Source organism: Flavobacterium marginilacus, from assembly GCF_026870155.1.
Lineage (GTDB): Bacteria > Bacteroidota > Bacteroidia > Flavobacteriales > Flavobacteriaceae > Flavobacterium > Flavobacterium marginilacus.
This window is the reverse complement of record NZ_CP113975.1, coordinates 1,860,041-1,872,507: the sequence shown is the minus strand read 5'-3', so window position 1 is coordinate 1,872,507 and position 12,467 is coordinate 1,860,041. Positions and strand designations below refer to the sequence as shown.

Sequence of the window (12,467 nt, the reverse complement as noted above, 5' to 3'; positions counted from 1 at the left end):
GGATTAAACGATGATTTGATTGAAGAATTCTGATTAACGATTTTTGATTTTAGATGTATGAGTTCTTGAAAAATAGCAGCCTTTCTATTTCATCAGCATAAAAATCTGAAATCAAAAACCTTTTAATATACTGGCATTGACTTCTATCCCCTCACGCAAAAAAACAGCAGTTCTACTTCTAAAGATATTTTTTGAAACACAGTTCGGTAATTTAAATTATTCTAATTTTCTGTCGATAATCAACGTGATTCCAGTAAAAACAATAAAAAACTAAAATTTTAGTTAAATAACTATATTTATAGTTTGACAACTATAAATATAGTTGTATGTTTGCTTCAAATTAAATCATCATGCAAAAATTAACGAACAAAGAAGAAGAAATCATGCATATTTTATGGAAGCTCAAAAAAGCTTTTGTAAAAGAAGTAATGGCCGAAATCACCGAAGATCAGCCTCATTACAATACGCTGTCTACGATAATCCGCAATCTGGAAGAAAAAGGATATGTCAATCACAATGCCTTTGGAAATACCCATCAATATTTCCCAATTGTAAGCCTTGAGGATTACCGCAAAGGCTTTATGAGTACGGCAATCGATAATTATTTTAACAGCTCTTACAAAAACATGGTCTCCTTTTTTGCTAAAGAAGAGAAAATCTCGGCAGCCGAATTACGAGAAATCCTATCTATGATCGAGCAAAAACAATAACCCTATGGAAACACTATTCCTATATATTGTAAAATCAAGCGGGCTGATAGCACTATTCTATATCGCTTACCATTTCCTGCTGCGAAAAGAGACTTTTTTTACAGCAAACCGCTGGTATCTTTTGGCAGGATTGTTCACGTCGTTAATTTTGCCGTGGATAGTTTTCACCACTATTGTCTGGGTTGAGCCAACGCCAGCCAATTTTGATTGGTCCAGACTTCCAATGAGACCGGCTCAGAAAGAAAGTTTTGAAATCAACTGGTATCTCGTTCTCGCAATTGCTTATACAATTGGAATAGCATTGTTTCTAGTTCAGTTTGCATTGGACTTTTATAACCTAAATCGTGTTTTAAAAAGTAAAACTCCGCATCAGCAGGCAGACCATAAATTCATTGACCTAAAAGAAAATATTGCTCCGTTTTCCTATTTCAACACCATTGTTTACAACTCATCACTGTACAGCAAAGCCGAAATGGAAAGTATTCTGGAACACGAAAAAGTACATAGTGAGCAGTACCACACGATAGACGTTTTAATCACGCGTTTCTTCTGCATTCTGTTTTGGTTCAATCCTTTTATGTGGCTGTACAAAAAAGCCATTCTGCAAAACTTGGAATTCATCGCTGACTGCGAAGCGTCTAAAAATATTTCCGACAAAAAAGCGTATCAATTGACGCTTTTAAAAATAACAGCCCATGAAAATGGTGTTGTGCTTACCAATCATTTTTATCAATCATTAATCAAAAAACGAATCGTTATGTTAAACAAAAATCAATCAAAAAAATCGAATTCCTGGAAGTACGTACTTATACTTCCGGCTTTAATTGCCTTTGTGTTTTTATTCCAAATGGAAGTTATTGCAAAGGAGAAAAATGTGACTCCAAAAGCAGCGCAAGCAGCCTCCGAGGATGTTGATATTTATAAAATCACCAAAAACACAACTGAAACCGAATTAAAAGAAAAAGCCGCAACAATCTCCAAAAATTACGGTGTAAGCGTTCTTTTTTCGAATACAAAAAGAAATGCAGACAATGAACTGACAGCAATAACTGTTGAATTAAAAAAAGGCAATGAAATTTCTAATAACAGAAATGTAAACAGTTCCGAAGCTATCAAACCATTTGGAATAGTTATAACCAAAGATTCAAACGGAAAATTAAATATCAATTTTATTGAAGAAGACGATAAATCAATAGACAAAGTAGTTTCAACAAGTAAAATTGTGGCTCCTAATGCACCAATTCCAGCCGACACTCAAATTTATATTAATGAGAAAAAATCAGAAAAAGCTGCAATGGATGCGTTAGATCCAAATGAAATAGCTACTGTAAATGTCATCAAAAACGATGAAAAAAAAGAGATCCGAATAATTACAAAAGACTATCACAAAATTGGTGACATGGATGAGATTTACATCAATGGAAAAAAAGTCTCTCAAAATGAATTAGATCAATTAGATCAAGGTTCTATTGACAGAATAGATGTCACTAATAATTTTGGAAAAAAAGGAATGAGGATTACCACAAAAAACGGAACGTATTATCAAGAAAAAAATATGCCAGTTCCCCCTGCCCCTCCTACTCCTCCAGTCATGAAATTTAAACATCCTGTTCCTCCGGTAATGCCAAAAGCACCAAGAGCTCCAAAAGGTGATCCTATTCATGGTGACAAAAAAGCATGGAAAGAATTTGAAAAACAAATGGATGAATTTGACGCCAAAATGAAAAAAATCGAACCACAAATGGAAGCCTTCGATAAACAAATGGCAGAATTTGACAAACAAATGGAACCTTTCAATAAAGAAATGGAAGTTTTCAATGAGAAAATGAAAGTTTTTGACAAACAAATGGAAGAATACACATCAAAAATAGAGAAAGAAAAAAAATAATAGTTTTTCTAAAATAGAAAACAGCAGAAAGACGGTCATTCATCAAGACCGTCTTTTTTTATACCTTTGAAAAAAAACTATGTTTAAAATTCTAGCCAAAATCAACAAACTTATTTTACCAAGCTTCACCAAGCAGAGACTCGATATATCCAAAGCCAAAAAATGGCAAATGGCTATTATTGGGTATCGATATTATGTAACCACGAGAGCTCTTCACTGAAGATTTTGGTTAGTTTAAAATGGTTTAAAAGTTTAAGGTTTAGAGTTATTAAAAAATACTGCTAAAATAACCTTAAACACAAATTGAACAACTTTAAACAATCAATACTTCATAGCAGCAAAAATCTCGTTTCCGGCTATCTTTTCCCTTCCGTTCAAGAAAGTGAGTTCCATCAGGAAATTACACTGCACAATAATGCCTCCAAGCTGTTCTACCAGTTCGCAGACCGCTTTTGCAGTTCCGCCAGTGGCCAAAACGTCGTCGTGAATAAGAATTCGATCTCCTTTTTGAATAGCATCAGTATGAATTTCAAGTGTGTCGGTGCCATACTCTAAATCATAAGAAGCAGAAATAGTATCAAAAGGCAATTTATTAGGCTTCCTTACCGGAACAAAACCTGCATTTAGTTCCTCTGCTAAAAGCATCCCGAAGAAAAAACCACGGCTTTCAACACCAATTACCTTATCAATTTTTTTATCTTTTACTGATGAAACCATTAATTCTAGGCATTCTTTCCGCGCTTTTGGATCAATTAACAGCGGAGTTATATCTTTAAACACAATTCCTTCTTTTGGAAAGTCTTGAATATCACGTATATATTTTTTTAAGCTCATTTTTTTTATTTTTTATGCAGATTCATACTTGCAAGATACATATTTATTCCTATATTTGCACCCGCAAACAAGTTGAATAAACAAGTAAGCAAATGGCCTCGTGGCGCAACTGAATAGCGCATCTGATTACGGCTCAGAAGGTTACTGGTTTGAATCCAGTCGAGGTCACTCTTAAAAAAAGCTAAAACTTTCGTTTTAGCTTTTTTTTGGCCTTTCCGGAACGTTTTAACCATCATTTACATCGAAAAAGCAAGCGGTGTAAATCTGTAGAGTTAACATTACTTGATTAAAACGGATCAGGAGCAAAAGTTGGGGATTAGGCAAAAATATTAGATAATCTGAATAGAAAGAAATCTATCTTTCTTACACCTCTAAACTGACTTCTAAATGCTTTTATTTTAGCATTAAAAGATTCTGCAGAAGCATTGGTACTCCTGTTATCAAAGTAGTTTAAAATTGTCTGATAGTTAATAGTTACTGTATTGAGTAATATATTAAAGTTTTTAAACCCTGATTCTTCTACATTCCTGTACCAATGTGCTAGTTTGGTCATGGCAACGTGCTTGTCGTTGTTATTATTGTAAATACCTCGAAGTTGTTGACTCAAACCGTAAGCTTTCTTTATATCTGGATATAACTCAAATAACAATTGCGCTCTCTCATTTTGGTGCTCAGTCCATTTTTCGCGAGATTTATAAAGTACATATCTGCTTCTGGCTATAAGTTGTTTTAAGGAATCTCCATTAGGCAAGAGCTCCTGTATATATGTTTTATTCTCTTTTTTGGCTTGCATTATCAATTGATTCTCAAGATCCATAGCTTCCCAGCGATGTTTGATTCTGATTTCTTGCATGGCTTCCAATGCTAATTTTTGAACATGGAATCTGTCAGTGACCTGTATTGCTTTTGGGAAGCATTTTTTGGAGATCAGTTTCATAGAATTAGCCATGTCCAGTGTTATCTCTTGAACACCACTTCTTTTTTTATAATCAATCTTACTGATGTGTTCTATGACTTTATCTGCCTTTGTTCCAGCAATAATAGCCACTAAGCAACCTTGTTTGCCTTTGAACTTCTTGTTGGTTACAATGGTGTAAAGCTCTCCTTGAGACAAAGCTACTTCATCAATCGATAAGTGTGTACCTATGTTTTCAGGGTAAAGAATCCACTGATGGGCATGTTCTCGTGGAGCCCAAGTATTAAAGGAGCTCAGGTGTTTTTTATACTGTCTTTGAAGTTTTTTTCCGTTGACCCCGAAAAATCTCCCGATGGTGTGACAGTCGGTAGCGCTGTTATCTATTGATTTCTTTTAAAAAAGCCGCAAACTCTTGAGTCATGCGGGTTCCTTTAGCAACTAAAGTCCAATCTCTTTTAAGGATTTCTCCATTGGTTTTATTAGTCCAACGACGTCTTTTGATATGTAAATACACAAACTTACCTCGTAGAGGGAAATCCTGAATGGTAATTTCATCCACAAATCCCTTTGATACTAATTCAAGTGTATCAAACTCTTTAGGGGCTTTGGCTTTTTCCTCAAAGTATAGGTGTAATATCTCCTGAGTTTCATTAGCAGAAACTACCTCAAAGTGGTCAACTAAAAAATCAGGCAGCATAAATTTCAAAAGGTCTATAGAAGTCATTACAAATTGTTAGAGCGACAAATTTCTAATTTTTTTTCGACATTTCCTCCCCAGACTTTGTTCTTGATCCATTAAAACCACCTTAATGTACCGAAAATGTTGAGTAAAAGAAAATTAATCATCTTTAATTTAACAAAATCTTAGATTTATTAACATCTAAGAGCCTGTTTAAATTTTATTTTTGAGATTTATTATTAGAGGATTTTTGAGTGAAACAAGGCAAATTTTTATAAAATAGCAGAGCTATTGTATGAAAATTTAACGAAGTTGTAACCAAAAATCATCATAAGAGAGCCAATAAATAAAACTTAAACAGGCTCTTAATCTGAATCTGTTTTTTCAAAGTTAAGGTCAACTCTTTATACGATACAAACTGAAGCTCAAACTCCTCATTATTTACCGTTTTACTTTCTATTCCGTAAGCAAATTTGCACTGTATATAACTAAAAAAAATCTTCTTTCTCAGCAAATCCAATCCCCTTTTATAAGATTGCTTTTGTTTATTTTTCCATTTCTATCTAATTAGTATATATTTTATATGAAGATAATATGAATTTTATAAAACCCCATAATTAATATTAAAGTCGTTGATAAATCATTTGGTAAAAAGGCATAAAAGAAATAATTTTATTGTTTTAAAAACACTTCTGATAAATAAATCGTTACAATATTTTCTTAGTAAATCTGAATTTAAAAAGTGCTAAAAATTTGATTTGGTGTTACAAAATCGATCTTTATATAATTCCCTAAATCTAACAAACATTGACACAGCAAGAATTAAAATCAGTAATACAAAAACATTACAGTTATATTTTCGAAGAAACCCTTATTGACGAAATTACTTCAGTGGCAGTAATTAAAAACTTTAAAGAAGGGGATATTTTAATAGAAATAGGAAATACTATTTTTAAAATGCCTTTGTTACTGGAAGGCGTTATTAAAATTTTGAGGGAAGCTCCCGATCAGGGAGACTTATTTCTATATTTTTTAGAAAAAGGAGACACTTGTGCCATGTCTATGGCCTGCTGCATGGGAAAAACCAAAAGCGAAATCAGGGCTGTGGCCGAAACTGATGGAGTTGTACTGATGTTACCTGTCGAAAAAATGGAAGAATGGCTGGGTAAATATAAAAGCTGGCGAAGCTTTGTTTTTGACAGCTATACCAACCGTATGAAAGAGATGCTTAATGCGATTGATACTCTTGCTTTTATGAATATGAACGAGCGTTTAATCAAACATCTGAATGAAAAAGCAAAAGTAAACCAAACAAACATCATGCAGATTACCCATCAAGAAATTGCTGATGAACTCAATACTTCACGTGTGGTCATTTCAAGATTGCTTAAGGTGCTTGAAGACGAAGGAAAAATAAAACTCAACCGAAATATTATAGAATTATTGTAAAATTTTAATTCACAAACAAGTTATCTATTTTATAGTAAAAGTCCCTTTTTGGGACTTTTTAAATTTTATGTGTTCCCTATGTAACTATTGTTACAAACTACCTTTCCCCGCTCTCTTACTTTTGCTTCAAATAAATGAAACAACTGTAAAGATGAAAAATAAAAATATATTTACTCTCTTCGGGCTCTTAGCCTTATCATGGACCGCTTTCGGTCAAGATACTTTGCGTATTTCAAAAAAAGACCTGATACAGAGAATGTCCGAAAAAAATCTGCAAATCAAAATTGCTGAAAAAAATTATGAGTCGGCTATGGCCGATTATCATCAGTCAAACTCCTTATTTCTTCCCAATGTAAATGTGTCACATACCGCTATGCTGACCACAAATCCGCTGATGGCTTTTGGTTCAAAATTAAATCAGGCTATTGTCAGTCCTGAAGATTTTAATCCGGCAGTCTTAAATCATCCTTCACGGACTAAAAATTTTGCCACCAAAATCGAAGTGCAGCAGCCATTAATCAATCTTGACGGTTTATACGGGCGTCAGGCAGCAAAATCAAAAATGGATGCTTTTGCTTTGCAAACCGAACGTACCAAAGAATATCTGGAACTCGAAGTAAACAAAGCGTTTATGCAGTTGCAACTGGCTTACAAAGCGGTTAGGGTTTTGCAAAAGGCCGAAAGCACAGGCAAAGCCAATCTTAAATTGGTTGAAAACTATTTTAAGCAGGGAATGTTACAGAAAACTGATTTATTGAATGTGCAGGTTCGTGTAAACGAAATCAGTAATCAGCTGCAGTATGCCAAATCAAATGTTCAAAATGCTTCGGATTATTTGGGTTTTCTTTTAAATGATGAACAATCCAAAAAAGTGTACAAACCGACAGAAGAATTTGAAAGTGAATTTTCGGTTATCAGTGTAAATACAGTTTTACCAACAAACAGAAAAGATATTCAGGCTATGGATAAATCCTCTGAAGCTTACCAAAAAATGGTAACATCCGGTAAAATGAATTTGCTTCCTAGACTGAATGCTTTTGGAAGTTATGAAATGTACGATGACAATTTATTTGGGACTAGTGCCAAAGGATATTTGGTTGGAGCGCAATTATCATGGAATGTTTTTGACGGTTACAAATCCATAGGAAAATTAGAAAAAGCAAAAGCAGACTACAACAAAGCCCAAACAGAAACCGAGCAGTATAAAGCCAAAAGTCAGATGGAGCTAAACCAAGCAGTCCGTCAGCTTTCGGATGCAGAAAACAACGTAAAGCTAACTCAACTAGCTTTTGAACAAGCACAGGAAGCCTACAAAATCAGAAGCAATCGTTTTGCTCAGGGATTAGAAAAAACAACCGATTTACTACAATCCGAAACCTTGCAGTCCCAAAAGGAATTAGAAAACCTGCAAGCCATTTTTGAATATCGATTCACACAAGAATATATTCAATTTTTAACCAAATAAAAACCAATATCAATGACAATTACAAGAATCAATATCAATTTTAAAAATAGTATAATGAAGAACTTCTTTTTAAAATCAACACTAACGATTTCGCTTTTGGTTTTGCTGTCTTCCTGCAACGGAGAGAAAAAAGACGTTATTGCTAACGAACCTGCAATTGCAGTAAAAGTAAGCGGCACGGACATAAAAAACAACAGCCCATTTATAACGGCAAGCGGAAAAATTGAAGCCCAAAACAGCGCTAACCTAAGCACCCGTATGATGGGATATGTGACCAAGCTTCACGTGAAAGTTGGTCAAAAAGTCACTGTTGGACAGCTTTTGGTGAGCATCAACAATACCGATTTACAAGCCAAAAAAGCCCAAGTAGATGCCAACATCCTTCAGGCAACTGCCGGGTACAACAATGCCAAGAAAGACTACGACCGCTTTACGATTCTATTTAAACAACAAAGCGCTTCGCAAAAAGAATTGGATGATATGACTGCCCGTTATGAAATGGCAAAAGCCGGATTAGAAGGTGCCAAACAAATGCGTAACGAAGTAATGGCACAGTTTGCCTACTCCAATATCACGGCACCTTTTTCGGGAGTTGTGACGAATACTTTTGTAAAAGAAGGAGATATGGCCAATCCAGGAATGCCTTTAGTAAGTGTTGAAGGAAATTCAAAACTACAAGTAACCGCGATGGTAGCCGAAAGCGACATTGCATCGATAACAAGCGGAATGCTGGTGAAAGTTTTGATTAAATCTACAAACAAAACACTGAACGGAAAAGTGAGTGAAGTGAGTTTGTCAGCCAAAAATACCGGAGGTCAATATTTGGTAAAAATTAATTTGGAAGAAGCTGATAAAACAGTTTTATCTGGAATGTTCGCAAACATCCAATTTCCGGGAGTCAATAAAAATAGTACGACACAAACATCAGATAAAGTCTTGATACCTCAACCAGCATTAATTCATCAAGGACAATTGACAGGGGTTTATACTGTAGGTGCAGGAAATGTTGCTATTTTGAGATGGCTTCGTATCGGAAAGACTTTTGGTAATGAAGCAGAAGTATTGTCAGGGCTTTCGGCAGGAGAGCAATACATCATTTCGGCCGATGGAAAGTTGTATAACGGAGCTAAAATCAGTATTCAGTAAACAGTCCACAGTTTTCAGTTTCTACAGAACGTGAAACTTTAAACCTAAAACTTTAAACAAAAAAAATATGCAAGAAGGAATTTCAGGCAGAATAGCCCATTTTTTTATCAACTCAAAATTGACTGTCTTATTGATGGCAGCGTTGATGATTATTGGGGTTTACAGTTCGTTTCTGATCCCAAGGGAGGAAGAACCGCAAATTAACGTTCCTATGGCCGACATCATGGTTGGTTATCCGGGAGCAAGCCCGGCAGAAGTGGAAAGCCGAGTAGTGAAACCATTGGAAAAAATAATCTCGAACATCAAAGGAGTTGAACACGTACACAGTATGGCCATGAACGGTCAGGCTATGATGATTGTCCAATTTTATGTGGGACAGGATGTTGAGCGTTCGTATGTGAAATTATACGACGAATTGGCAAAACATGAAAATATGTTCCCAACCGGCGTTTATAAACCAATGGTAAAAACCCGTTCTATTGACGATGTACCCATGTTGGCACTGACCTTATGGAGCGAAAAACAGGATGAATTTCAGTTACGCCAAATTGCCGAAGAATTGACCTCGGAAATAGAGAAAGTTAAGGACGTGGCAATCACCAAAGAAATCGGAGGACAAAACCGCGAGGTAAAAGTGATTTTGGATAAAGATAAAATGACTGAAAACGGTGTAGATCCTTTGAGCATTATGCAAATGATCCAAGCCAATAACGGGAGTTCACAATCCGGAAGTTTTGTGCAAAACGATCAGGAGTATTTGTTAACGACAGGCCAATTTTTGTCAAATACAGAAGATGTCGAAAATCTTGTGGTGGGGGTAAACAAAAACATGCCGGTTTATTTGAAACAAGTTGCTACCGTTCAGGATGGGCCTTCAACACCTAAAAGTTATGTATCTTTTGGATATGGAAAAACCAATGAAAAATTTAAAACTGCAAAATCCGAATATCCAGCTGTCACGATTTCTATTGGCAAAGTAAAAGGTGCCGATGCAATGAAAATTTCAGCCAAAATTTTGGACAAAGTAGAACAGCTTAAAAAATCGTTGGTTCCAAATGATGTTCATGTAGAAGTAACCCGAAATTACGGAGAAACCGCATCTGATAAAGTTGGTGAACTGCTGATGCACCTTGGAATTGCGATTATTGCCGTGACCGTTTTGGTTATGCTGGCCATGGGATGGCGAGGCGGTTTGGTTGTTTTTATTTCAGTGCCTTTGACTTTTGCATTAACCTTATTTGCCTACTATCTGCTTGGATATACCCTAAACCGAATCACCCTTTTTGCCCTGGTATTCGTGGTGGGAATCGTAGTTGACGACAGCATTATTATTGCCGAGAATATGCACCGCCATTTCAAAATGAAGCGTCTGCCGTTTAAGCAAGCTGCCATTTATGCCATTAATGAGGTAGGTAACCCAACAATTTTGGCAACATTTACCGTAATTGCCGCGATTTTGCCAATGGCCTTCGTTTCAGGTATGATGGGACCTTACATGAGTCCAATGCCAATCGGGGCTTCTATAGCGATGATACTTTCTTTGTTCGTTGCATTGACTGTGACGCCATATTTAGGATATCATTTTCTTCAAGAAACCCACAACAATCACAATTTTTCTTCAAATAAAATTAAAAAGTGGGTTCCTAACGACCAAAATTTAAATAACATTTCGGAAGAAAAAGAAGAACAGGAGCACAAAGAAACTCACGGTCTTGAAACGAACTGGATATACCGTTTTTACAACAAATTCGAGCGTCCGTTTCTTGAAAACTCAGGAAAAAGAAAGATATTGATGGTTGTAACGGTGATTTTATTATTGGGTTCCATACTAATGTTCTTTACCAAATCAGTATTGGTAAAAATGCTTCCGTTTGACAACAAAAATGAATTTCAGGTGGTTATCGATATGCCGGAGGGAACTACGTTGGAACGTACTTCGGCGGTAACAAGGGAAATTGCACACTATTTGTCAACACGTCCCGAAGTGGTAAATTACCAAAACTACATCGGAACTTCTGCTCCAATTACCTTCAACGGATTGGTTCGCCATTATGATATGCGTGGCGGGAGCAATATGGCCGATATTCAGGTGAATTTATTGCACAAAGAAGAAAGAGAAGCACAGAGCCACGAAATTGCCAAAGAAATGCGTCCTGAAATTCAGAAGATTGCCAAAAAATATGGCGCAAATGTAAAACTGATTGAAGTGCCTCCGGGACCACCGGTATTGTCAACTTTGGTAGCCGAGATTTATGGGCCTGATTACAAAGAGCAGATAAAAGTGGCGGATCAGGTGAAAACTATTTTGAAAAACACTCCCGATATCGTGGATGTTGACTGGATGACCGAAGACAACCAAACCGAATACAAATTGGAAGTTGACAAGGAAAAAGCGATGCTAAACGGTATAGCACCTCAGCAAATCGTCGGTAATCTTACTTATCTGTTAAAAGAATATCCGGTTTCAAATCTGTATGACGAAAAATCAAATGATAATGTAGCAATCGTCCTTTCGCTTGACGATAAAGACAAAACCAACCTTCAGGATATTGAAAACCTGAAAATCAAAGGGAATCAAGGAAATATGATTCCGGTAAGCGATTTGGTTAAGGTAAAGAATGACACTTTACAGAAAACTATCTATCGTAAAGACCAAAAACGTGTAGTTTACGTAACGGCCGATATGGCAGGAACATTGGAAAGCCCCGTGTATGCGATTTTGGGAATGAACGAAAAACTTGCCAAAATAGCTTTGCCAAAAGGCTATAAAGTGAATGAATTATATATGGAACAACCCACCGATGAAAGTGATTTTACGGTAAAATGGGATGGTGAATGGCAAATTACACTCGAAGTATTCCGCGATTTGGGAGTGGCATTCATGGTGGTTATCGTCATCATATATATGCTGATTGTAGGGTGGTTTCAAAACTTTAAAACGCCAATAGTGATGATGCTTGCCATTCCGCTGTCACTTATCGGAATCGTCTTGGGGCATTGGTTATTGGGGGCTTACTTTACGGCAACTTCCTTCATTGGGATGATTGCTTTGGCCGGGGTTATGGTTCGAAACTCGGTTTTGCTGATCGACTTTATTGAGATAAGGCTTAACGAAGGTATCAATCTCAAACAAGCCATTATCGAGGCGGGTGCGGTTCGTACCACTCCTATTCTGCTGACCACAGGTGCGGTTGTGATTGGTGCATCGATTATCCTTTTTGATCCTATTTTTCAAGGATTGGCAATTTCACTAGTGTTTGGAGCAATTATTTCAACTATACTAACGCTTATTGTGGTGCCAATAATTTATTACATCACCGAACGCAAAAAGTGGGAGAAAGAATAAATATTTTTCGGGGCTTGAAAGTCTAAACTTAAAA

Annotated in this window: 11 protein-coding genes and 1 tRNA gene; 8 read left to right on the top strand and 4 right to left on the bottom strand. The window is 36.1% G+C overall.

Annotation, left to right across the window (positions count from 1 at the left end; translation table 11 throughout):
• Positions 1–350 precede the first annotated feature (350 nt).
• From OZP07_RS08055 to OZP07_RS08045, 3 genes are all read left to right on the top strand, one after another.
• The gene (locus OZP07_RS08055; protein WP_194642266.1) at positions 351–710 is read left to right on the top strand and encodes a BlaI/MecI/CopY family transcriptional regulator; all 360 of its coding nucleotides are present in this window, start codon (positions 351–353) and stop codon (positions 708–710) included.
• A 4-nt stretch (positions 711–714) separates the two neighbouring features.
• Entirely contained in the window at positions 715–2,598 is a 1,884-nt protein-coding gene (locus OZP07_RS08050) for a M56 family metallopeptidase (protein WP_281637915.1), read from the top strand.
• 79 nt (positions 2,599–2,677) lie between these two features.
• On the top strand, positions 2,678–2,818 hold the full coding sequence (locus OZP07_RS08045) for an SsrA-binding protein (protein ID WP_281637914.1): 141 nt from the start codon (positions 2,678–2,680) through the stop codon (positions 2,816–2,818).
• A gap of 101 nt (positions 2,819–2,919) precedes the next feature.
• Here OZP07_RS08045 and OZP07_RS08040 read toward each other — a convergent pair whose 3' ends face one another.
• The gene (locus OZP07_RS08040) at positions 2,920–3,432 is read right to left on the bottom strand and encodes an adenine phosphoribosyltransferase (RefSeq protein ID WP_281637913.1); all 513 of its coding nucleotides are present in this window, start codon (positions 3,430–3,432) and stop codon (positions 2,920–2,922) included.
• Between the two features lie 94 nt (positions 3,433–3,526).
• Here OZP07_RS08040 and OZP07_RS08035 point away from each other — a divergent pair.
• Positions 3,527–3,600 (top strand) — tRNA-Arg (locus tag OZP07_RS08035).
• Between the two features lie 148 nt (positions 3,601–3,748).
• Here the strand turns inward: OZP07_RS08035 and OZP07_RS08030 are convergent.
• From OZP07_RS08030 to OZP07_RS08020, 3 genes are all read right to left on the bottom strand, one after another.
• The gene (locus OZP07_RS08030) at positions 3,749–4,702 is read right to left on the bottom strand and encodes an ISAon1 family transposase (RefSeq protein ID WP_281638443.1); all 954 of its coding nucleotides are present in this window, start codon (positions 4,700–4,702) and stop codon (positions 3,749–3,751) included.
• Positions 4,703–4,724: 22 nt separating this feature from the next.
• A complete protein-coding gene (locus OZP07_RS08025) occupies positions 4,725–5,072 on the bottom strand; it encodes an ISAon1 family transposase N-terminal region protein (RefSeq protein ID WP_281635552.1) in 348 nt (115 codons plus the stop codon).
• Between the two features lie 283 nt (positions 5,073–5,355).
• A complete protein-coding gene (locus OZP07_RS08020; protein WP_281637912.1) occupies positions 5,356–5,541 on the bottom strand; it encodes a DUF4833 domain-containing protein in 186 nt (61 codons plus the stop codon).
• Between the two features lie 293 nt (positions 5,542–5,834).
• Here OZP07_RS08020 and OZP07_RS08015 point away from each other — a divergent pair, with 293 nt between their 5' ends.
• The 4 genes from OZP07_RS08015 to OZP07_RS08000 all read left to right on the top strand — a co-directional run bounded on the left by OZP07_RS08015 (position 5,835) and on the right by OZP07_RS08000 (position 12,433).
• On the top strand, positions 5,835–6,476 hold the full coding sequence (locus OZP07_RS08015) for a Crp/Fnr family transcriptional regulator (RefSeq protein ID WP_281637911.1): 642 nt from the start codon (positions 5,835–5,837) through the stop codon (positions 6,474–6,476).
• 151 nt (positions 6,477–6,627) lie between these two features.
• A complete protein-coding gene (locus OZP07_RS08010; protein ID WP_281637910.1) occupies positions 6,628–7,941 on the top strand; it encodes a TolC family protein in 1,314 nt (437 codons plus the stop codon).
• Between the two features lie 54 nt (positions 7,942–7,995).
• Positions 7,996–9,087, top strand: coding sequence for an efflux RND transporter periplasmic adaptor subunit (locus tag OZP07_RS08005; protein WP_281637909.1), 1,092 nt, complete (start codon positions 7,996–7,998; stop codon positions 9,085–9,087).
• Positions 9,088–9,154: 67 nt separating this feature from the next.
• Complete coding sequence (locus OZP07_RS08000; RefSeq protein WP_281637908.1) at positions 9,155–12,433, top strand: efflux RND transporter permease subunit; 3,279 nt, start codon at positions 9,155–9,157, stop codon at positions 12,431–12,433.
• The last annotated feature ends 34 nt before the right edge of the window (positions 12,434–12,467 follow it).